This window comes from Streptomyces sp. MBT53 (assembly GCF_016654115.1).
Classification (GTDB): Bacteria; Actinomycetota; Actinomycetes; order Streptomycetales; family Streptomycetaceae; genus Streptomyces.
The window spans coordinates 1-20713 of sequence record NZ_JAEQAZ010000011.1; the positions used below are offsets into that span (position 1 = coordinate 1).

The window sequence follows — 20713 nt, forward strand, 5'->3', positions numbered from 1 at the left end:
CACCCTCGGTCGACGGCACCACAGAGGCACCCTCGGTCGACGGCACCACAGAGGCACTCTCGGTCGACGGCGCCGCAGAGGCACTCTCGGCCGCCTGCCCCTCAGCCGACGGCACCGCACCCTCTGTCGCCGAAGCCGACGCCGGCGTCGCCTGGCTCGCCGAGCCCTCCGCTGCCGTACGGGCGCGCCGCACCGGACGGTCACCGGCCGCCCTCGCTGGGCGCTCCCCCGCAGCCGCACGGACCGGGCGGTCGCCAGCCCCGCCCTCTCCTCGCACCGGCCGGTCGCTCGCCGCTCGGGCGGCGCCTCGGGCGGGGCGGGCAGGTGCCGGTGGGAGTTGGCCCTTCAGGGGGCCCCACTCGTTCGGGTCGGGGACGCCCGGCGGGAGCATCTGGCGGCGTTTGGGGCCGCCGTGGTCGGACTCGCCCGGTTCCTTCGCGCCGGGCCAGGCCTTGGCGACGCGGGCCGCCAGGACGAAGTCCTTGCGGAGGGGGTGGCCTTCGAAGGTTTCCGGGAGAAGGAGGTGGTCCAGGGCCGGGTGGCCCTCGAAGTCGACGCCGAACATTTCGTGCGTCTCGCGTTCGTGCCAGGCGGCGCCCGCGTAGACGTCGACGGCGGTGGGGAGCACCGGAGCCCCGTGCGGGACCGTCGTACGGACGAGGAGTCGGCGTACCGGTGACAGCGCCACGACATGGGCCGAGACGCGGAAGCCGGTGCCGGGTTCGTCGACCGCGCTCAGCCAGTCGAAGTAGGTGCAGCCCAGGTCGTCGCGGGCGGTACGCAGGGCGGCGAGCCAGGTGGTGGGTGGTACGTCGACCGTGAGGAGGTCGTAGGACTCCTCGGCGGTGGCCTCCGTACCGAAGAGTTCCTCGGTGGGGGCGGGCAGCCAGCCGACGGCGGTCATCGGGCGTCCCCCGAGGCCGGGTCGGAGGACGAACCCGCAGCCGCAGCCGATGACCCCTGCGCCTCACCAGGCGCCGGCCCCGACCCCGCCGTCGGCGCCGCAACCAACCCGCTCTGCAGTGCCGCCGTCGAAGGCCGAGCGCCGGCGACCCCGTACCGCTCCCCCAGTGACTCCCGGGCGATCTTCTCCTGGAGTTTGAGGATGCCCTGGAGGAGGGCTTCGGGGCGGGGCGGGCAGCCGGGGACGTAGACGTCGACCGGGATGATCTGGTCGACGCCCTTGGTGACGGAGTAGGAGTCCCAGTAGGGGCCGCCGCAGTTGCTGCACGCACCGAAGGAGATGACGTACTTGGGCTCGGGCATCTGCTCGTAGAGGCGCTTCACGGCGGGGGCCATCTTGTCGGTGACCGTGCCGGAGACGACCATCAGGTCGGCCTGGCGCGGGCCGGGGGCGAAGGGGATCACGCCGAGGCGGATGAAGTCGTGGCGGGCCATGGACGCGGCGATGAACTCGATGGCGCAGCAGGCGAGGCCGAAGTTGAAGACCCAGAGGGAGTAGCGGCGGCCCCAGTTGAGGACGACCTTCATGGGCTCGGGGGCGAGGCGGGCGAGGGTGCCCAGCCGTTTCGGCTCCGGCAGCAGTACGGGCTCGCGGGACTCGGGGGTCACGTCCATGTCAGGACGCCCTTCTTGTATGCGTACAGCAGGCCCACGGTGAGGAAGCCGAGGAAGACGAACATCTCGACGAGGGTGGTCGCGCCGTAGCCCGGGGCGGCGAAGACCGTGGCCCAGGGGAAGAGGAAGATCGAGTCGACGGCGAAGATGACGTAGAGGAACGCGTAGACGTAGTACCGGACCTGGGTGTGGGCCCAGCCCTCGCCGACGGGGTCGACGCCGCACTCGTAGGTGAGGAGTTTCTCGGGGGTGGGGACGACCGGGCGCAGCAGGCGGCCGGCGCCGAAGGCCACGGCGACGAAGAGGACGCCGACGACGGTGAGCAGTCCCACGACGGAGTAGGAATGGAAGTAGTCCGCCGCGACGACCACGGCCGGTTCCCGGAGGGCGACCGGCGAGGTCGCCGGCAAGCCGTCCGGCAAGGTCCCCTGCACCATCTCCCGCAAGTCCGACCCCTCCTCTTCCCCACAGGCCCGTTGCGGCCCGTTCCCCACAGGTCCGCTACGGGCCCGCTCCGATGCCCTGATGCCCCGGTGACCCATGTGAACTCTGTGTTCGACGATGTGTACGCACGGGAGTCTAGGCCCTGTTAAAGGGGCGGTAAGCAGCCCGTCACGGCTTGAGATCCGGTCGGAATGATGAGATGGAGGCGATGGTGGGGTTTTCCCCAGGGAACCGGGGCGGCCGACCTCATGGCGCCGGGGCCGCCCGCGCGGCACGCTGGCCCATATGACCGTACGCATCCCCTACGCCGACCCGGCGGCATTCGACGGCGACAAGCTCGACGAGCCGTTGCCGCCGGCCCGCTTCGCCTACGACAGACACACCTGGAAGGAGATCGCGCATCTCCTGACGAATCTGCCGGTGTCGGTGTTCGGCTTCGTCTATGTGGTGACGATGCTGGCCGTCAGCGGTGGGCTGACCGTCACCGTGGTCGGGTTCCCGTTGCTCGCGCTGGGGTTGATGGGCGCGCGGCTGATCGGGAAGTTCGAGCGACGCCGGGCCCGGCGGCTGCTCGGGGTGCGGATCGAGGAGCCGACCCCGTTGCCGTTGCGCAAGGGGGGCGGGCTGGTGCAGCGGGTGTGGATGGCGCTGAAGGACCCGGTGGGCTGGCGGACGGTGCTGTACGACGGGATGCGGTTGCCGTGGGGTATCGCCACCTTCACGATCACGTTGACCTCGTTGTTCGTGCTGTGGCCGGTGCTGCCGTTCATCGCGCGGGGGCTGTCGAACGTGGACCGGGCGATGGTGCGCGGTCTCCTCTCGCCCTCCGACGAACTGGAGCGCCGTATCGCCGAGTTGGAGTCGGACCGGGGTGTCGTGGTCGACACGGCGGCGGCGGATCTGCGGCGGATCGAGCGCGATCTGCACGACGGGGCACAGGCCCGGCTGGTGAATCTGGCCATGGGGCTCGGCCTGGCCAAGGAGAAGCTGCTGGAGGGGCAGGCCGACGAACATGTCGCCGCGATGGTCGACGAGGCACACGGCGAGGTGAAGCTCGCGTTGCAGGAGCTGCGGGACCTGGCGCGCGGGATCCATCCCGCCGTCCTCACCGACCGCGGACTCGACGCCGCCCTCTCCTCCGTCGCCTCGCGCTGCACGGTGCCGGTGAAGGTGGACGTGGACCTGCCGTCACGACCGGCCGCCGCCATCGAGGGCATCGCCTACTTCACCGTCTCCGAGCTGCTGCAGAACATCAGCAAGCACAGTGGCGCCCGTACCGCGTCGGTGGACGTGTGGCGGACGGACGACCGGCTGCTGGTCCAGGTGTGGGACGACGGCCGCGGCGGCGCGCGCCTCGACGGCGGCACGGGCATGCGCGGTCTCGCCGACCGACTGGGCGCCGTGGACGGCCTGTTCGTCCTCGACTCCCCGCCCGGCGGCCCCACGACGGTCACCGCGGAGCTGCCCTGGCGCGAGCGGACCGCCGAACCGCGCCGGGGCTGAGGGAGAAAGCGGGAGGGTAGGGAAAACCCCCCTCCGAGGACGCCGACGGACTCCATGGCCCGTGGACCTGCGGCCGAGCAGTCTGGAGATACAGCAGCACGGTTGCCGGAACGAGTAGAACGGGACGACGTCAATGGCCACGGAGTACGAGCAGGGGTACGGAATGCACGGGAGGGCGGCCAAAGAGGGGCGCCGGCTGCCGACCGCGCTGCGCGCACCGTTGGCGGCGCGCAGCTGGCGCGAGTTCGGATACGTCCTGCTGAGCCTGCCGATCAGCATCATGCTCTTCACCTACGCGATCACGATGGTGTCGCTGGGCGCGGGCCTGCTGATCACGTTCCTCGGCGTACCGGTCCTGGCCGGAGCCCTGGCCGGCTGCCGCGGCTTCGGCGCGCTGGAACGGGCGCGGGCCCGCCGCCTGCTCGACCTGGACGTCGCCGACCCCGAGCCGCTGCGGATGAGGAAGAACGGCCCGATGGCCTGGATGGGCGCCGTCCTCAAGTCCGGAACATCCTGGCGCCATCTCCTGTACGCGGTGCTGCACTTCCCGTGGGCGGTCTTCTCCTTCGTCGTCGCCCTCAACTTCTGGGCCTACGGCTGGGCCCTGCTGACCTACCCGCTGTGGTTCTGGCTCTTCCCGATGTACGGCGGTGGGGGCGGCCTTCAGCTCTACGGCGACGAGCACCACCGGATCTATCTGGACAACCCCTTCGAGATCACGGTCACCGCGCTGGTGGGACTGTTGTTCACGCTGGCCACGCCGTGGATCGTACGGGCGCTGACGATGGTGGACCGGGTGATGGTGCACGGGCTGCTCGGACCGTCGAAGCTCGCGACGCGGGTCGTCGAGCTGGAGTCGGACCGGGGTGTCGTGGTCGACACGGCGGCGGCGGATCTGCGGCGGATCGAGCGCGACCTGCACGACGGGGCACAGGCCCGGCTGGTGGCGCTGGCCATGGATCTCGGGCTGGCGAAGGAGAAGCTGACGGAGGACCCGCAGGCGGCGGCCCGGATGGTGGGCGAGGCGCACGGCGAGGTGAAGACGGCGTTGCAGGAGCTGCGGGACCTGGCGCGCGGGATCCATCCCGCCGTCCTCACCGACCGAGGACTCGACGCCGCCCTCTCCTCCGTCGCCACGCGCTGCACGGTGCCGGTCAAGGTGGACGTGGACCTGCCGTCACGACCGGCCGCCGCCATCGAAGGCATCGCCTACTTCACCGTCTCCGAACTGCTGCAGAACATCAGCAAGCACGCGCAGGCCACGTGGGCGGCGGTGGACGTGTGGCGGGTGGAGAACCGCCTCATGCTCCAGGTCGTGGACAACGGAGTGGGCGGCGCGGATGCCTCCGGCGGTTCCGGGCTGGCCGGTCTCGCCGGTCGACTGGACGCGGTGGACGGAATCCTGGTGGTCGACTCACCGGCGGGCGGACCGACCCGGATCACGGCGGAACTGCCCTGGCGAGGCTGACCGCCGCCCACGAACGTGCCGTGGCCCCGGGATGTCCCCGGGCCACGGCACACGCCTACGCCGGATCACCCACCGCCAGCACCACCTTCCCCCGGTTCCGCCCCTCCCCCAGCACCCGGTGCGCCTCCGCCGCGTCCGCCAGCCCGTACTCCTCCGTGACATCGATCCGTACGGCACCAGAGGCGGCCAGTGCGAGTGCGCTGAGCGCGTGGGCGCGTACCGTCGCCGGGTCGCGGCGGGCGAGGTCGCCGATGTTGTAGCCGGTCAGGGTGCGGTTGTGCTTCCAGATCGGGAGGACGGGGAGTTGGAGGTCGGGGTGGCGGGCCGCTTCGCCGTAGACCGCGAGACGGCCGAAGGGGGCCAGGATCTCGAAGCTCGCCAGCCGGGTGGGGCCGCCGACCGGATCGAGGACGATGTCGACGCCCCGGCCGGAAGTGGCCGCGAGGACCGCCTCCGGGAAACCCTCCCGGACGAAGACCTCGTCATAGCCGAAGGAACGGCGGGCGTACTCCGCCTTCTCCGGCGTACTGACGGTGCCGTAGACCTGGCCGGCCCCCAGCGCCCGAGCGAGCTGCGCCGCCACGCCCCCGACACCACCGGCCGCGGCGTGCACGAGAACCGTGTCACCGGGCGCGACCCGCGCCGCACCGACCAACACACCGTAGGCCGTCGTCAGGACAAGCGCGGCACCACCGGCGGTACGCAGATCGAGCCCGCCTGCACGCGGGACGAAGCCGCCCTGCAGCCCGCCGGAATCACCAACACGCCCGTCGAGCCCGTCCGGCAGCCGGTCGGGACCGCCGACACCCGGAGCGAAACCACCCCGCACCCCACCGGAATCACCGACACGCCCGTCGAGACCGTCCGTCGGCGGGAGAGTCGAGGTAGCCGGCAGCGGGAGGTCCAAGCCGACCGGCAGCGGGCGGCCCAAGTCGCCCGCCGGCGGGAACGCAAAGACAGCCGGAGCCACCGCATACTCCGCGTAGCCTCCGCCGTTCGGGAGGTACGCCGTCACCGTGTCGCCGATCGAGACTTCCGTCACGCCCTCGCCCAGTGCGGTCACCCGGCCGGAGGCCTCCAGGCCCGGGACGGTCTCGCCCGCGGGCTGGCCGAAGTCGCCGAGGCGGTGCTGTATCTCGCCGTAGTTGACGCCGGCGTAGGCGACGCGGATGAGGATCTCGCCGGGGCCCGGTTCGGGGTCGGGGAGGTCCACCAGGCGCAGTACCTCCGGTCCGCCGGTCTCCTTGAACGCGCTCGCCCGCATGGGCCCACCCCTCCGTGTCGGGTACCCGGTGCCCGGTGATCGGGACCAGGTCGTGCGGAGAGCCGGAACCTGAGATGTCCTGTCCCTATTCCGGCCCTCTCCGGGGGGCGCGCCCGGTCCGAATTCCACTCGCCCGGACGCACCGCGGTCCGAATACTGGAATGCTGGACCTGTCGCGTGGACGGGCAGGGCGGGCTATGGGGGGCCGAACATCGTGGAGGACAGGGTGCGGGTGGTCATCGCCGAGGATTCGGTGCTGCTGAGGGAGGGCCTGACCCGGTTGCTGACCGACCGCGGGCACGACGTGGTGGCCGGGGTCGGCGACGGGGACGCGCTGGTCAAGACGATCACCGAGCTGGCCGACCAGGGCGCGTTGCCGGACGTGGTGGTGGCGGACGTGCGGATGCCGCCGACGCACACCGACGAGGGAGTGCGGGCCGCGGTGGAGCTGCGCAAGGCGCATCCCGGTCTCGGCGTGCTGGTGCTGTCGCAGTACGTGGAGGAGCGCTACGCCACCGAACTGCTGGCCGGTTCCACCCACGGCGTCGGCTACCTGCTGAAGGACCGGGTGGCGGAGGTGCGGGAGTTCGTCGACGCGGTGGTGCGGGTGGCCTCGGGGGGTACGGCGCTGGACCCGGAGGTGGTCGCGCAGTTGCTGGGGCGCAGCCGCAAGCAGGACGTGCTGGTGCGGCTGACCCCGCGGGAGCGCGAGGTGCTGGGGCTGATGGCGGAGGGGCGGACGAACTCCGCGATAGCCCGGCAGCTGGTGGTGAGCGACGGCGCGGTCGAGAAGCACGTCAGCAACATCTTCCTGAAGCTGGGGCTGTCGCCGAGTGACGGGGATCACCGGCGTGTTCTGGCCGTCCTCACCTACCTCAACTCCTGACAAACTGACACGGTGTCAGACATCAGCCGTTAGTCGAGCCGAGAACCGGACAATGCATGAGGAGCGTCTTCAAGGGAAGCGCCGGGGGGCGAGAAATCATGACAAGTCAGGTTGTCAGGCCGTCTCAAAACAGTATCCACCATGCGAACGGCCCAAGGAAGGCGACCCTTACGGACGTAGGGTTGATCCTGGGAGGGTCGGCGGTTCGACCATGCCCGGACAGCGTCCTCGAAGAGGAGGTCCAGTTCAGTGACCAGCCAGGTCAGTAGCCCAGCGGAGCAGACCGACGGAGCCGACGGCACGTTGGTCGGGGAACAACGCAAACCGGCGGGGGTGAAGGACGTCCAGCGCCTGGACCGGGTGATCATCCGGTTCGCCGGTGACTCGGGTGACGGTATGCAGCTCACCGGCGACCGCTTCACCTCGGAGACGGCCTCCTTCGGGAACGACCTCTCCACCCTGCCGAACTTCCCGGCCGAGATCCGCGCCCCCGCAGGCACCCTGCCGGGGGTTTCGTCGTTCCAGCTGCATTTCGCCGACCACGACATCCTGACCCCGGGCGACGCGCCCAACGTGCTGGTCGCGATGAATCCGGCCGCCCTCAAGGCGAACATCGGTGACGTTCCGCGCGGTGCGGAGATCATCGTCAACACGGACGAGTTCACCAAACGGGCGCTGCAGAAGGTGGGTTACTCCGCCTCGCCCCTCGACGACGGCTCGCTGGACGGCTACAGCCTCCACCCCGTCCCCCTCACGACCCTCACCGTGGAGGCGCTCAAGGACTTCGGCCTCACCCGCAAGGAGGCCGAGCGCAGCAAGAACATGTTCGCGCTGGGCCTGCTCTCGTGGATGTACCACCGGCCGACCGAGGGCACGGAGAAGTTCCTCAAGTCGAAGTTCGCCAAGAAACCCGAGATCGCGGCGGCCAACATCGCGGCGTTCAGGGCGGGTTGGAACTTCGGCGAGACGACGGAGGACTTCGCGGTCTCCTACGAGGTCGCCCCGGCCGCCACCGCGTTCCCGACCGGCACCTACCGCAACATCTCCGGGAACCTCGCCCTGTCCTACGGCTTGGTCGCCGCGTCCCAACAGGCGGACCTCCCCCTGTTCCTGGGCTCGTACCCCATCACCCCGGCCTCCGACATCCTGCACGAGCTGAGCCGGCACAAGAACTTCGGCGTACGGACCTTCCAGGCCGAGGACGAGATCGCCGGCATCGGCGCGGCCCTGGGCGCGGCCTTCGGCGGCTCCCTCGCCGTGACGACGACGAGTGGCCCGGGTGTGGCGCTCAAGTCGGAGACGATCGGTCTCGCCGTCTCCCTCGAACTCCCGCTCCTCATCCTGGACATCCAGCGCGGCGGCCCCTCCACCGGCCTGCCGACCAAGACCGAACAGGCCGACCTGCTCCAGGCGATGTTCGGGCGCAACGGCGAGGCGCCGGTCCCGATCGTCGCCCCGTGCACACCGGCCGACTGCTTCGACGCGGCGATCGAGGCGGCGCGGATCGCGCTGACGTACCGCACCCCGGTGTTCCTGTTGTCGGACGGCTACCTGGCCAACGGCTCCGAGCCCTGGCGCATCCCCGACATCGACGAACTCCCGGACCTCACCGTCCAGTTCGCCCAGGGCCCCAACCACACCCTGGACGACGGCACCGAGGTCTTCTGGCCCTACAAACGCGACCCGCACACCCTCGCCCGCCCCTGGGCGATCCCCGGCACGCCCGGCCTGGAACACCGCATCGGCGGCATCGAGAAGCAGGACGGCACGGGCAACATCTCCTACGACCCCGCCAACCACGACTTCATGGTCCGCACCCGGCAGGCCAAGATCGACGGCATCGACGTACCGGATCTGGAGGTCGACGACCCGCACGAGGCACACACGCTGGTCCTCGGCTGGGGCTCCACGTTCGGCCCGATCACGGCGGCGGTACGGCGCCTGCGCGCCTCCGGCGAGTCGATCGCCCAGGCGCATCTGCGCCACCTCAACCCCTTCCCGCGGAATCTCGGCGCGGTCCTGAAGCGTTACGACAGAGTGGTGATCCCCGAAATGAACCTCGGGCAGCTGGCCACCCTCGTCCGGGCGAAGTACCTGGTGGACGCGCACTCGTACAACCAGGTGAACGGCATGCCGTTCAAGGCTGAGCAGCTCGCCACGGCTCTCAAGGAGGCCATCGATGGCTGAGACGTCCACGGAAGGCACGGGCACGATCGAGGCACTTTCGCTCGTCCCCAAGGCCGAGGCAGTGCAGTCCATGAAGGACTTCAAGTCCGATCAGGAAGTGCGCTGGTGCCCCGGCTGCGGTGACTACGCGATCCTCGCGGCGGTGCAGGGTTTCATGCCGGAACTGGGCCTCGCCAAGGAGAACATCGTCTTCGTCTCCGGCATCGGCTGCTCCTCCCGCTTCCCGTACTACATGAACACGTACGGCATGCACTCCATCCACGGCCGCGCGCCGGCGATCGCGACCGGACTCGCCTCGTCCAGGCGGGACCTGAGCGTCTGGGTGGTCACGGGCGACGGCGACGCGCTGTCGATCGGTGGAAACCACTTGATCCACGCCCTGCGCCGCAACGTCAACCTCAAGATCCTGCTCTTCAACAACCGGATCTACGGCCTGACGAAGGGCCAGTACTCGCCGACCTCGGAGGTCGGAAAGATCACCAAGTCGACCCCGATGGGCTCCCTGGACGCCCCCTTCAACCCGGTGTCCCTGGCCATCGGCGCGGAGGCGTCCTTCGTCGCCCGCACGATCGACTCGGACCGCAAGCACCTGACCCAGGTCCTGCGCGAGGCGGCGGCCCACCCCGGCACGGCCCTGGTCGAGATCTACCAGAACTGCAACATCTTCAACGACGGCGCCTTCGACGCGCTGAAGGACCGCCAGCAGGCCGAGGAGGCGGTGATCCGCCTCGAACACGGACAGCCGATCCGCTTCGGCGCGGATGGCGCGCGGGGTGTGGTCCGGGACGCGACGACGGGCGACCTGAAGGTGGTCGACGTGACCCCGTCCAACGAGTCCCAGATCCTGGTCCACGACGCCCACGCGACGTCCCCGACCACCGCCTTCGCCCTGTCCCGCCTCGCCGACCCCGACACCCTCCACCACACCCCGATCGGCGTCCTGCGATCCGTACAACGACCGGTCTACGACACACAGATGGCCGACCAACTCGACACCGCGATCGTGCAGAACGGGAAGGGCGACCTGGCTGCGTTGCTGGCGGGCGGGGACACCTGGACCGTGGTGGGCTGACGGTTCCGCTCCGGACATGCGAGAGGGCCTGGGCATATCGCCCAGGCCCTTTGTCCGTTCACGTCACGCGTCGGGGATGTCCCGCTTCGCGCGGAGCAATGTGTCACGGGTGATGACGACGATTCGCTCATAGTCCGCCCGGGCCGCATCGGCCGGGAGAAGGGCATCGAGTTCTTCGGTGCGATCCGTACCAATAACGGCAAAACTTCCGTCATTGAGTTCGAATACGTCGGGGCAGGTCTCGTTGGTGTGACTACCTCGCATACTGGGCGGGTCTCCGAGGCGACGGATGATAGCAGCTGCGGAATGTTCGCTGAGCACTCGGAGAGCCTTCTTTTGGTCGGAACGGATATTTATCCGGCCATTTTAATTGTGCCACATCACATCGAGTGGTGATGCCGCACGTCAGGGGCATGGCGGCTCCCCTAAATGCCCCACAACCCACCATTCATCTGGATCATCCGCGAGTTCCTCCATAATGCTGTCTACGGCTTCACCCACCCGCCGTTCCAGGGAGTCCGCCGGAAGACTTCTGCGATGCTCGCCCGTTCGGTCCCAATATTCCGCAAAAAGGGAATTCCTACAGAGAATCCTCAGGTGACCGAGGAGTTCTCTCCAGTCGAACGTCCCTATGCGATAGGACAGCAGGAGAGACGTGTACTGACGGTTGGCGAAGATCATCTGCCGTCGCTTGGCCTCGGAGATCCCACCCAGCGTGCTCCGCGCATCGGCCAGCGAGGGGTCGTCGATCGTCCGGTCCATCTGTTCCATGGCGATGCGGTATTCCTGGATCAGGTTGGCGCGGTGCACCTCCTCGGTCATACGCGCCAATTGCCGCAGAAGTTCCGCGAAGAACTCGTCCTGATTCCTGCGCCGGGTGCCGCGGGCGAAGGGAGAACGCAGCCGGGCCAGCCCCGCCACCATTGCAGAACCGATACTTCGCGCGGCCGAATTCCGTGTGGGCATGTGACGGCATCCCCCTGATCTGACGGCCCGCGATCCGACCAGGGGGAACGCAGGCTGGGTACAGCAGTCGCGCACCCCACCCCAAGCGTGCCCGGGAACTCAAGGCGGCGCGGGAGGCGGAGAGGGGGCGCATGGATGGTTGGGTCTCACATGTCGACCAACGCCCTGACACATGTGTGCCCCCTGGCGCCGTGCACATGCCCCAAGTCGCCCGGGGCACACCGCATCGTTCCTGCTCAGCCCCGCCCCTTTGCCGCGTCGTACATCTCCCGCGCCTTCTCCACCTCCCCCATCCGTGCCTCCGCCCACAGCGCCAGCCCCCGCACCTGCTCGGCCGCCTCGCGGCCCAGGTCGGTCAGGGAGTAGTCGACCCTGGGCGGGATGACCGGCTTCGCGTCGCGGTGGACGAGGCCGTCTCGCTCAAGTGTCTGCAGGGTCTGGGTCAGCATCTTCTCGCTGACGGTGCCGATCGCCCGGCGGAGTTCGCTGAAGCGGTACGGGCGGTCGAGGAGCTCGATGAGGACGAGGACGCCCCAGCGGGACGTGACGTGTTCCAGGACCAGGCGGTACGGGCACATCACCGCGCCCACGGTGTACTTGCCCGCCGCCTCGGCCGCCACCTTGCCCGTCACCTCGGTGCTTACTGTCATGCCGGTACCTTACTTCAAAGTGGGTACTTTCGCAGAGTTAGCGCACCTCCTAGGGTTAGTGCCATCGCACCCCACAAGGAGTTGTCATCATGAGCATCGTCGTCACCGGAGCCACCGGACACCTCGGCCGCCTCGTCGTGGAACAGCTGCTGGAGAAGGTTCCGGCCGACCAGGTCACCGCCGTGGTACGCACCCCGGAGAAGGCCGCCGACTTCGCGGAGCGCGGAGTGAAGATCGCGGTCGCGGACTACAACACCCCCGAGACCTTCGACTCCGTCTTCGCCGCCGGCGACAAGGTGCTGCTGATCTCCGGCAACGAGTTCGACAAGGGCCGCGTCGAGCAGCACAAGGTCGTCATCAACGCCGCCAAGGCCGCCGGTGTGGCGCTGCTCGCGTACACCAGCGCCCCCGGCTCCCTCACCGCCGCCCTCGCCGACGACCACCGCGGCACCGAGGAGGCCCTGCTCGCCTCCGGTCTGCCGTACACCCTGCTGCGCAACGGCTGGTACAACGAGAACTACACCGAGCAGCTGGCCCCGGTCCTGGAGCACAGCGCCGTCGTGAACGCCGCCGGTGACGGCCGCGTCTCCTCCGCCTCCCGCGCCGACTACGCCGCTGCTGCCGCCGCCGTACTGACCGGCGAGGGCCACGAGAACCAGACGTACGAGCTGGGCGGCGACGAGGCCTGGGGCTTCGCCGAGTACGCGGCCGAGCTGAGCCGGCAGACCGGCAAGGAGATCGCGCACAACAACGTTCCCGGCGAGGTTCTCGTCGGCATCCTCACCGGCGCCGGGCTGCCCGAGCCGTTCGCCGTGATCCTCGCCGGTGTCGACGCCTCCATCGAGAAGGGCGAGCTGGTCGTCGCGACCGGTGACCTGTCCCGCCTCGCCGGCCGTCCGACCACGCCGATCGCCGAGTCGATCGCGCTCGCGCTCAAGGGCTGACACCACCCGCGCACGGGAGCGCCCCCGCCTGTCATGACCGTATGGCGATACGGGCATGACAGACGGGGGCGCTCGGCGCTACCTTCGTGCAGGCTGCACCGACGCGGCCGGGGCGAGGCGCGCGAAGGAGGGGCCCGTGAGCGGGAAGCCGAGCGGGAGGCCGAAGGGCGAACAGCACCACATAGGACTGCTGAACGGCTTCGCGGCATACGGCATGTGGGGACTGGTCCCGCTGTTCTGGCCGCTGCTCAAGCCGGCCGGCGCCGCCGAGATCCTCGCCCACCGGATGGTGTGGTCGCTCGCCTTCGTCCTCGTGGCGCTGCTGGTGGTCCGGCGCTGGGCCTGGATCGGCGAACTGCTGCGCCAGCCGCGCAAGTTGGGGCTCGTCGCGATCGCCGCGGGCTTCATCACCGTCAACTGGGGCGTCTACATCTGGGCCGTGAACAGCGGCCATGTCGTCGAGGCCTCGCTCGGCTACTTCATCAACCCCCTCGTCACCATCGCGATCGGCGTCCTGCTCCTGAAGGAACGGCTGCGCCCGGCGCAGTGGGCCGCGGTCGGCGTCGGTCTCGCCGCCGTGATCGTGCTGACCGTCGGCTACGGGCAGCCGCCCTGGATCTCCCTCTGCCTCGCCTTCTCCTTCGCGACCTACGGGCTGGTGAAGAAGAAGGTCAACCTCGGCGGCATCGAGTCGCTGGCGGCGGAGACCGCGATCCAGTTCCTGCCCGCGCTCGGCTATCTGCTGTGGCTGGGCTCGCACGGCGAGGCGACGTTCACGCAGGAGGGCCCCGGGCACGCCGCGCTGCTCGCCTCCACCGGCATCGTCACCGCACTCCCCCTCGTCTGCTTCGGCGCCGCGGCGATCCGGGTGCCGCTGTCGACGCTGGGCCTGCTCCAGTACCTGGCACCGGTGTTCCAGTTCCTGCTCGGCATCCTCTACTTCCACGAGTCCATGCCACCCGCACGATGGGCGGGCTTCGCGCTGGTGTGGCTGGCCCTGGTCCTGCTGACGACGGACGCGTGGCGCACGTCCCGGAGGGGGAGGGCCGCAGCGGCGGCAGCGGCGGTCACCGTCCTGCGGGACCCGAACCCGGTGGACCCGGTCGAGGCGTAGTCCGGCGGACCCACCCCGGTCGGGGGCGACTGTCAGTGCCGGGTGCCACAGTGGATGGCATGACACAGATTCCCGAGCCGACCGGCGCCCCCGCCCCGGCCCCCGTCCACTGGAAGCTAGTCATCGACGCCGCCGACCCGCACGCGCAGGCGGACTTCTGGGCCGCCGCGCTGCGCTACGAGGCCGAGGACAACAGCGCGCTCGTCGAACGGCTCCTGGAACTGGGCGCGTTGCCCGCCGCCGCGACCGTCGACTTCCACGGCCGCCCGGCCTTCCGCGACCTGATAGCCGTACGGCATCCCGACGACCCGTACGACAAGGAGCGCGGCACCGGGCTCGGCCGGCGGCTGCTGTTCCAGCGGGTGCCGGAGGCGAAGACCGTCAAGAACCGGCTGCACATCGATCTGCATCCGGGGGAAGGACGGCGGGAGGCCGAGGTGGCACGGCTGACGGGGCTGGGCGCGAGCGTGCTGCGCCAGGTGTCCGAGCCCGCCGGCGCGTGGGTGGTGATGGCGGACCCGGAGGGCAACGAGTTCTGCGTGTCGTAGGCCTAGTCGGTGGCCCGGCGGGCGCGTTCGGTGAGGCGGCCCATGCGGGCGCGGGCGGACTCCAGTTGCTCGATGTCCTCGACGGCGGGGCCGTCCTCGGTGGCGAGTTCGGTCCACAGGTCGAGCAGGGCGCGGCCGAGGGACAGTCCCTGCCCGGGATCGCGTACGGCACGCCAGGCGGTGGCCGCGCTCTGGACGCTGCCGTAGGCGCCTTCCGCGTCGTGGGCGCGGTGGCGGATGTGGGCGAGGTCGAGGGAGAGGTGGAAGGAGCGGACCGGGTCACCGGCCAAGTAGGCGATGTAGGCGGTGAGTTCGCGCAGCCGCAGCACTTCGAGGTGGTCGGGCCCGAGGGCGCCGGCGGCCTCGTCCACGGTCCGCTCCGCGAGCCCCGCCGCCTCTTCGATGCGCCCCGCCTTCACGGCCTCGTTGATCCGCGCCATCGGTTCCGCGAGAAACGCGACGCCCTCTCCGGCGGTCACCACCGGATCGTCCCCGAGCACGGCCTCGGCCACCGCGTCGAACCCACGGGCGGGCGTCGGCTTGGGATCCGGTTCGGGGGCGGTGAGTACGAGGTCGGGGATGGGAGCGGGGGTGGGGACGGGTGCGGACACTGGCGCGAGGCTGGGACTGGCACTGGCACTGGCACTGGGTGCGGACGACGTGGGGATGGCCTGCGGTGGCGCGTCCATGCTCGGCGGCGGGCCGAACTGCCCGGTCGGGGCCTGGACCGAGCCGAGCGGTGTGCCGGTCCCTGCCGACTCCGGTACGGCGGACAGCGGGAACGTAGGCGCCGACTCCCCCGCCGACTCGGGCACCGCCCGCAACGGGAACGTCGGGACCACCTCCCCCGCCGCCCCTCCCTCGTGCTCCGGCACCGGCACCGCCCGCAGCCGATGCGTCGCCGGGTCGCCGCCCGGCCGCCGGTCCTCAGGAAGCGCGGGCGGGAGTGCGGGCGGGAGCGCGGGCTGCGGCGGCGGAAAGCCCGCCGGAGCGCCCGTACCCGAGGGCGCCGCCGCGATCTCGCCCACCCCTGCCGCGCCCCCCGTCGCCCGCGGCTCCGCCGTGAAGTGCGTGGAGCCGTCGAGGTCGATCTGGAGGGGGACGACGTAACCGATGCGGTCGTCGTGGATCGTGGCGTGGACGGGGTGGCCGGTGGCCGTGGCGATGCGGTGGAGGTGGGTCAGGACGACCTGCTGGATCTCCTCGCCGGGGGGCACGGTGACCGGCACGCCGCCGATCGACGCGCCGCCCGCGCCCGGGCCGTCCACGGGGACGCGTACCTCGAAGGGTGACGCCGCGGGTGCCGAGCGTGCCGCTCGCTTCTGTTCCCGCTTCTTCTCGCGGCTGAGTCGAGACATCGGTTCCCTCACTCGCATGCGCCGGGGAGCCGGCCGGCGCTCCCCAGCGTCAAGATCCGTTCGTACGCGTACTGTTGAGTCTCGCCGTTCCCTTCCGGTTCTCAGGTCACCGCGACGTCACAGCCTCGTCCCAGGAGTTCCCGGACCCGTCGCGCCCGTTCGGAGGCCGTGAGGATCCGGCGGGGGCCACGAGGGAGGAGCTCGGTCATGCAGACAGGTGGACGGCGGGGGCCGGAGATCTGGCTCCGTGGACCGGTGGACGACGGTCCACGCACGGGCACACCGGCGCCCGAGCGCGTCTCCAGTATCCCCGCCTCCCCGCGCCGCTTCTCCTGGGTCGCCACCCACGGCGGCGCCGGCGTCACCACCCTCACGACGGTCTACGGCGGCCAGGACTGCGGACGCGACTGGCCCGGGCCCGAGGACCCGCCGTCGGTGCTGTTCGTCGCCCGTACGCACGCGGCCGGGCTGGCGTCCGTCTCGCGGGCCGTGGAGATGTTCCGGCGTGGTGTGGCGCCGGCGGGACTGGATCTCGACGCGGTGGTTCTCGTCGCGGACGCGCCGGGGCGGCTGCCGCGTCAGCTCGCCGCGCACGTCAGGGCGATCGAGTCGGTGATCGACGTGTACCGGGTGCCCTGGGTGCAGGCCTGGCGGCTCGGCGACCTGAGCGGTGAGCCGCCCCGCGAGACCGAGGCCCTCGTCCGGCTCACGGGAGCGGACCGGCGCCCCCACTCGCACCCGCACCCGCATCCCCACCCCATGGACAAGTAATTGCGCGCGCATATAATGCAGACGGCTATAACAATCGTGCGCCGACTATCTCTGGGGGACCCATGACCCGCCGTTTCCTCTTCGTGCTGGGCAGCGCCCGCACCGACGGCAACACCGAGCTGCTCGCCCGCCGGGCCGCCGAGCAGCTGCCCCCGGACGTCGAGCAGGAGTGGATACGCCTCGCCGAGCACCCGCTCCCCGACTTCGTGGACATTCGGCACGACGGCGTGGTCCACGCGCCCAGCGACGACACCGTACGGCAGCTCCTCGACGCCACCCTCGCCGCGACGGACGTCGTGATCGCCTCGCCGGTCTACTGGTACTCCCTGTCCGGCCTCACCAAGCGCTACCTGGACTACTGGTCGGACTGGCTGCGCGTCCCCGGCGCCGACTTCAGGGCGACGATGGCCGGCCGCACCCTGTGGGGCGTGTCCGTCCTCGCCGAGGAGGAAGAGGTGGTCGCCGATCCGCTGGTCGGCACGCTCAACAACTCGGCCGCGTACATGAAGATGCGCTTCGGCGGGGTCCTGCTGGGCAACGGCAGCGCACGCGGCGACGTACTGAAGGACGAGCGGGCGCTGGCCCGCGCCAAGACGTTCTTCGCACAGGACGCGGCCCTCGCGCGCTTCCCGCACGAGACCGGGAACTGACCGGCCGCTGTGCCGTGACGCCTACGCCGTGATGTCCTTCGCCGTGAACCTCGCCCAGGCCGCCGAGCCGAACACGGCCGCGTAGAGAACCTGCAGGCCGAGGTTCTTCACCAGGTCGTCCCAGTAGACCGGGTCGCGCATGAGGTCGGCGAAGGACAGCCAGTAGTGGGAGAAGAAGTACGGCTGGAGCGCGTGCAGTTGGGGGATCTGGTCGAGGATCTGGACGGTGATCAGCAGGCCCACGGTCGTCGCCATCGCCGCGATGCCGCTGCTCGTCATCGTCGAGACGAAGAGCCCCAGGGCCGCCACGCCGATGAGGGAGGCGGCGACCACCAGCGCGATCAACAGCGCCCGGCCGAGGCCGTCCGCGAAGCTGATCTGGGTGCCGGAGATCGTCGTCAGGTCGCCCAAGGGGAACAGCAGTGCCCCGACCGTGAGCGCCGAGAGCGCCACGACCAGGGTCGCCACCAGGCAGAACGTCATCACCGTCACGTACTTGGTGAGCAGCAGACGGGTGCGGCCCGCCGGGGCGACCAAGAGGTAGCGCAGGGTGCCGCCGCTGGCCTCGCCGGCGATCGCGTCGCCCGCGACGACCCCGATCGCCATGGGGAGGAAGAACGGGAGGGTCGCGGCCAGGGCGGTGAACACCAGGAACAGGCCGTTGTTGGTGATCTGCGCGATGAACGCCGGCCCTCCTCCGCCGTCCCCGCGCCCGGGCCCCGCCCCGTCCTGGGTCTCCAGCTTGACCGCGATGCCGACCAGGATCGGCACGGCGGCCAGGACACCGAGCAGGGCGAGGGTGCGCCAGCGGCGGAACGTGGTGACCAGCTCGCTGCGCAGCAGTCCGAAGGTCCACAACGGGCTGACCCTGCGCGCGACTTGAGCCTCGCCCACAGCCTTGACCTCGGTCTCGGCCTCAGCCTGCGACATCGAAGCCCTCCCCCGTGAGCGCCACGAACGCGTCCTCCAGGGAGGCCCGTTCGACGCCGAAGCCGCGGACGCGGACCCCGGCGGTCACCAACGCCTTGTTCACCTCGGCCAGTTCACGGTCCGGCGGCTCCGCCGTCACCCGCTCCTCCGCCACGACCACGTCCGCCAGCCCCTGTTCCTTCAGCACCCGTGCCGCGTCTCCGGTGTCGGGTGTCGCGACGAACAGCCGGCCCCGCGTCCCCGCCGCCAGTTCGGCCACCGAGCCCTGGGTGATCAGCTTGCCCTGGGCCATCACGGCCGCGTGGGTGCAGACCTGCTCGATCTCGTCCAGGAGGTGGGAGGAGAGGAAGACCGTCGTGCCGTCGGAAGCCAACTCCCGGATCAGGGAACGGATTTCGCGCATCCCCTGCGGGTCGAGGCCGTTGGTCGGCTCGTCCAGGACGAGCAGCTTGCGGGGCTGGAGCAGCGCGGAGGCGAGGCCGAGGCGCTGCTTCATGCCCAGGGAGTAGGCCTTGGCCTTCTTGCCGGAGGCCGCGGTCAGGCCGACCCGGTCGAGGGCGGCGGCGACGCGGTCCCGCCGGGTGCGCGGGTCGGCGGTCGGGTCGGCGGCGTCGTAGCGCAGGAGGTTGTCGCGGCCGGAGAGGAAGCCGTACAGGGCGGGGCCCTCGATCAGGGCGCCGACGTGCGGCAGGACCGTGCGGACGGATCTCGGCATGGGGCGGCCGAGGACGCGGGCCGTGCCGGAGGTGGGTTCGATCAGGCCCATCAGCATGCGGATGGTGGTGGTCTTGCCGGAGCCGTTGGGACCGAGGAAGCCGAAGACGCTGCCCGCCGGGACGGTCAGGTCGAGACCGTCCACGGCGAGCTGTCCGCCGCGGAAGCGCTTGGTGAGGCCGCGGGTGGCGATGATGCCGCCGTCACCCGCGTCCGTCTGTTCCGTCTCCGCAGCGGACGGTTCGTCCATCGGCTCCCTCAATTCCCGTGCTCCACAAGGTACTTGCCTACTTCGCCGCGTCGGCCGCCTTCACCAGCGCGCTCTTGGTGACCGCGCCGACGTAGACCTTGCCGTCGTCGGTGACCAGGGCGTTGATCAGCCGGGTCGAGTAGACCGTGCCCGAACCGAACGAGCCCTTCACCTGGTCGCCGAGCGAGCTGAGGAAGCCGCCGAGGTCGCCGCCGCCGGACGAGGAGCCGCCGGTCGGGATGCCCTGGCCGCCGGTCTCGAAGACGGCGATGGAGTTCCAGCCCTTGCCGAGGATCGTCGGGTCCTCGCCGCCCTTGTTGAGCGACTTGTCGCCCTTGTCGGACGGGCCGGAACCGGTGGAGTGCTTCGGAGCCGGGACGGCCTTTTCCGCACTGTCCTCCGTGGTGACCTTCGCGCCCTTGGGCACCTTGAAGTCGAAGGTGGAGGCGGCCGGCTTGGCCAGGCTGAGCTGGGTGAAGCCGACGTCGACGACGGCCGCGCCGCCGCTCGCCGGGGTGAGCGTGAACTTGAGCGGCAGGCCGGTCTTCGCGTCCACCGCGATGCTGATCGTGCCGACCGTGGTGCCGGACTGCTTGGGCTTGATCAGCAGCTTGTAGGCGTCGCGGCCCGCGACGTGCTCGGTGCCGTCGACGGTGACCGAGGTGGTGTCGTCGACCGACTTCAGCGCCTCGTCGGTGAGGCCCTTGGGCGTGGCCCGGGTCTCGTCGCTCTTGGACGTGTCGGCGGAGGTCGTGGCGTGGTAGACCTCGTTCGACTGGCTGTCGTAGCCCCAGACGTCCTTGCCGTTGTGGATGAGGCTGTACTCCGCCGCGTTTTCCAGGAGGGAGACCTTCTGCTTGTCGGGGCCGTCGGCCGCGACGCGCAGGGTGTGGCTGCCGGAGGCCAGCTCGGTGAGCTTGCCGGTCGGGTCCGCGGAGGAGCCGTCGCCGGACTTGGTGGCGCCGGACAGCATGCTGCTCTCCAGGCCGCCGAGGTCGGGCAGGCCCAGGTCCGTGCTGATCTTGACCGTGCCGGACAGCTGCTCGACGTCCGACTTGGCGACCTTGTCGAGGAGCTGCTGTGCGGTGATCTTCGGGAGATTCGGGTCGCCGGAGTCGGCGAGCGCCGGGACCAGTCCGATGGTCGCCGCCGCCACCCCCACCACGGTGACCGGGACGATGTACCGCGCCGCCCTGCGCCGCCCGGACCGGAGCTCGTCGCGCTCTCCGGCGTCCGTGCTGTCGTCGGTTTCGTACGGTGCCATGTCTGCCTTACCTCCGTCGTCGGCGGCGGCCAGTCCGTCTTCTGCGCGTCCCACCCTGCGCCGCCATTCTCACCCGAATCGGTGAGGAGTGGTGATTTCCGTGTTCTCCATCTGACCAAATCCGCGAGCGATAAGCGTCAGACCGGGGAGCC

Annotated in this window: 21 protein-coding genes; 10 read left to right on the forward strand and 11 right to left on the reverse strand. The window is 70.3% G+C overall.

All coding sequences use genetic code 11. The features are described from left to right. The 3 genes from JHN45_RS06280 to JHN45_RS06290 all read right to left on the reverse strand — a co-directional run. Window positions 1-904 (reverse strand): NADH-quinone oxidoreductase subunit C (locus tag JHN45_RS06280; RefSeq protein WP_236583427.1); only part of this gene is annotated, 904 nt, incomplete at its 3' end. Further along, window positions 901-1578: an NADH-quinone oxidoreductase subunit B gene (locus tag JHN45_RS06285; protein ID WP_201048340.1), complete on the reverse strand. Its 678-nt coding sequence runs from the start codon at window positions 1576-1578 to the stop codon at window positions 901-903. The genes JHN45_RS06280 and JHN45_RS06285, both read right to left, overlap by 4 nt. Further along, window positions 1569-2015 (reverse strand): NADH-quinone oxidoreductase subunit A, encoded by a 447-nt coding sequence (locus tag JHN45_RS06290; RefSeq protein WP_200716810.1) that lies wholly within the window; start codon window positions 2013-2015, stop codon window positions 1569-1571. Before JHN45_RS06290 ends, JHN45_RS06285 begins: the two co-directional genes overlap by 10 nt. A 292-nt stretch (window positions 2016-2307) precedes the next feature. On the opposite strand from JHN45_RS06290, the gene JHN45_RS06295 reads away from it, so the two are divergent. Both JHN45_RS06295 and JHN45_RS06300 read left to right on the forward strand, forming a co-directional pair. After that, the gene (locus tag JHN45_RS06295; protein WP_200716800.1) at window positions 2308-3525 is read left to right on the forward strand and encodes a sensor domain-containing protein; all 1218 of its coding nucleotides are present in this window, start codon (window positions 2308-2310) and stop codon (window positions 3523-3525) included. Between the two features lie 133 nt (window positions 3526-3658). Then, a complete protein-coding gene (locus JHN45_RS06300) occupies window positions 3659-4993 on the forward strand; it encodes a sensor histidine kinase (RefSeq protein ID WP_201048341.1) in 1335 nt (444 codons plus the stop codon). Window positions 4994-5048: 55 nt separating this feature from the next. Here the strand turns inward: JHN45_RS06300 and JHN45_RS52815 are convergent, their stop codons facing one another. Continuing rightward, the gene (locus JHN45_RS52815; RefSeq protein ID WP_236583428.1) at window positions 5049-6257 is read right to left on the reverse strand and encodes a zinc-binding dehydrogenase; all 1209 of its coding nucleotides are present in this window, start codon (window positions 6255-6257) and stop codon (window positions 5049-5051) included. Window positions 6258-6483: 226 nt separating this feature from the next. Between JHN45_RS52815 and JHN45_RS06315 the strand changes: the two genes are divergently transcribed. The 3 genes from JHN45_RS06315 (at window position 6484) to JHN45_RS06325 (ending at window position 10402) form a co-directional block, all read left to right on the forward strand. Further along, window positions 6484-7143, forward strand: coding sequence for a response regulator transcription factor (locus tag JHN45_RS06315; protein WP_026179104.1), 660 nt, complete (start codon window positions 6484-6486; stop codon window positions 7141-7143). A 249-nt stretch (window positions 7144-7392) separates the two neighbouring features. Continuing rightward, window positions 7393-9330, forward strand: coding sequence for a 2-oxoacid:acceptor oxidoreductase subunit alpha (locus tag JHN45_RS06320; RefSeq protein WP_201048342.1), 1938 nt, complete (start codon window positions 7393-7395; stop codon window positions 9328-9330). Continuing rightward, on the forward strand, window positions 9323-10402 hold the full coding sequence (locus JHN45_RS06325; RefSeq protein WP_201048343.1) for a 2-oxoacid:ferredoxin oxidoreductase subunit beta: 1080 nt from the start codon (window positions 9323-9325) through the stop codon (window positions 10400-10402). Before JHN45_RS06320 ends, JHN45_RS06325 begins: the two co-directional genes overlap by 8 nt. A 63-nt stretch (window positions 10403-10465) precedes the next feature. On the opposite strand, the gene JHN45_RS06330 is transcribed toward JHN45_RS06325, so the two are convergent. The 3 genes from JHN45_RS06330 to JHN45_RS06340 all read right to left on the reverse strand — a co-directional run bounded on the left by JHN45_RS06330 (window position 10466) and on the right by JHN45_RS06340 (window position 12018). After that, window positions 10466-10666 carry a hypothetical protein gene (locus JHN45_RS06330; RefSeq protein ID WP_201048367.1) on the reverse strand — a complete coding sequence of 67 codons (201 nt, stop codon included), beginning with the start codon at window positions 10664-10666 and terminating at the stop codon, window positions 10466-10468. A 141-nt stretch (window positions 10667-10807) separates the two neighbouring features. Beyond that, a complete protein-coding gene (locus tag JHN45_RS06335; RefSeq protein ID WP_201048344.1) occupies window positions 10808-11368 on the reverse strand; it encodes a DUF6082 family protein in 561 nt (186 codons plus the stop codon). A 236-nt stretch (window positions 11369-11604) separates the two neighbouring features. After that, window positions 11605-12018 carry a helix-turn-helix domain-containing protein gene (locus JHN45_RS06340; RefSeq protein ID WP_236583429.1) on the reverse strand — a complete coding sequence of 138 codons (414 nt, stop codon included), beginning with the start codon at window positions 12016-12018 and terminating at the stop codon, window positions 11605-11607. 89 nt (window positions 12019-12107) lie between these two features. Here JHN45_RS06340 and JHN45_RS06345 point away from each other — a divergent pair, with 89 nt between their 5' ends. The 3 genes from JHN45_RS06345 (at window position 12108) to JHN45_RS06355 (ending at window position 14624) form a co-directional block, all read left to right on the forward strand. Continuing rightward, a complete protein-coding gene (locus tag JHN45_RS06345; protein ID WP_200715799.1) occupies window positions 12108-12962 on the forward strand; it encodes an SDR family oxidoreductase in 855 nt (284 codons plus the stop codon). Between the two features lie 136 nt (window positions 12963-13098). Beyond that, on the forward strand, window positions 13099-14076 hold the full coding sequence (gene rarD, locus JHN45_RS06350) for an EamA family transporter RarD (RefSeq protein ID WP_200715800.1): 978 nt from the start codon (window positions 13099-13101) through the stop codon (window positions 14074-14076). A 59-nt stretch (window positions 14077-14135) separates the two neighbouring features. Then, a complete protein-coding gene (locus JHN45_RS06355) occupies window positions 14136-14624 on the forward strand; it encodes a VOC family protein (RefSeq protein WP_201048345.1) in 489 nt (162 codons plus the stop codon). Between the two features lie 2 nt (window positions 14625-14626). On the opposite strand, the gene JHN45_RS06360 is transcribed toward JHN45_RS06355, so the two are convergent. Continuing rightward, complete coding sequence (locus JHN45_RS06360; protein WP_201048346.1) at window positions 14627-15982, reverse strand: tetratricopeptide repeat protein; 1356 nt, start codon at window positions 15980-15982, stop codon at window positions 14627-14629. 207 nt (window positions 15983-16189) lie between these two features. On the opposite strand from JHN45_RS06360, the gene JHN45_RS06365 reads away from it, so the two are divergent. Beyond that, window positions 16190-16753 carry a hypothetical protein gene (locus tag JHN45_RS06365; protein ID WP_200711642.1) on the forward strand — a complete coding sequence of 188 codons (564 nt, stop codon included), beginning with the start codon at window positions 16190-16192 and terminating at the stop codon, window positions 16751-16753. Between the two features lie 62 nt (window positions 16754-16815). Beyond that, the gene (locus tag JHN45_RS06370; RefSeq protein ID WP_200711643.1) at window positions 16816-17403 is read left to right on the forward strand and encodes a flavodoxin family protein; all 588 of its coding nucleotides are present in this window, start codon (window positions 16816-16818) and stop codon (window positions 17401-17403) included. A 21-nt stretch (window positions 17404-17424) separates the two neighbouring features. Here JHN45_RS06370 and JHN45_RS06375 read toward each other — a convergent pair whose 3' ends face one another. The 3 genes from JHN45_RS06375 to JHN45_RS06385 are packed head-to-tail and all read right to left on the reverse strand — an operon-like array spanning window position 17425 to window position 20561. Then, window positions 17425-18333 carry an ABC transporter permease gene (locus tag JHN45_RS06375; RefSeq protein WP_200711644.1) on the reverse strand — a complete coding sequence of 303 codons (909 nt, stop codon included), beginning with the start codon at window positions 18331-18333 and terminating at the stop codon, window positions 17425-17427. Beyond that, on the reverse strand, window positions 18320-19297 hold the full coding sequence (locus JHN45_RS06380) for an ABC transporter ATP-binding protein (RefSeq protein ID WP_200711645.1): 978 nt from the start codon (window positions 19295-19297) through the stop codon (window positions 18320-18322). The genes JHN45_RS06375 and JHN45_RS06380 overlap by 14 nt, the downstream gene beginning before the upstream one ends. Before the next feature lie 37 nt (window positions 19298-19334). Next, window positions 19335-20561 (reverse strand): outer-membrane lipoprotein carrier protein LolA, encoded by a 1227-nt coding sequence (locus tag JHN45_RS06385; RefSeq protein ID WP_200711646.1) that lies wholly within the window; start codon window positions 20559-20561, stop codon window positions 19335-19337. Between the last annotated feature and the right edge of the window lie 152 nt (window positions 20562-20713).